1 protein-coding gene is annotated in these 252 nt (G+C 63.9%); it reads left to right on the top strand.

Annotated elements, in window-relative coordinates:
- Positions 1-19: 19 nt before the first annotated feature.
- A partial coding sequence (locus SB717_RS38000; RefSeq protein ID WP_410908344.1) for an MCE family protein occupies positions 20-252 on the top strand: 233 nt, incomplete at its 3' end.

Raw genomic sequence — 252 nt, 5'->3', positions numbered from 1 at the left:
GCTGGTGAACGTCACGGGCATGGCCGACACCATCAACGGTGTCATCGCGCCGTCCAAGGCGAACATCATCTCGACATTGGCGAACCTCAACCCGACCGCAACACTGCTCGGCTACCAGGCCCCGGGTCTGGCCTGCTTCCTCACGGCGACGGCCAGTGCCGGTCAGAAAGCGTTGCCGGTGTTCGGCGTCGACGACGCACGAGTGCATCTGAACGCGGGCCTGCTTCCGGGTAAAGAACCGTATCGCTACCC

The sequence above is a fragment of the Priestia sp. SIMBA_032 genome (genome assembly GCF_046535215.1).
GTDB lineage: Bacteria > Bacillota > Bacilli > Bacillales > Bacillaceae_H > Priestia > Priestia aryabhattai.
Note: the sequence above shows the minus strand (reverse complement) of the source record. Positions and strands in the feature narration are given on the sequence as shown.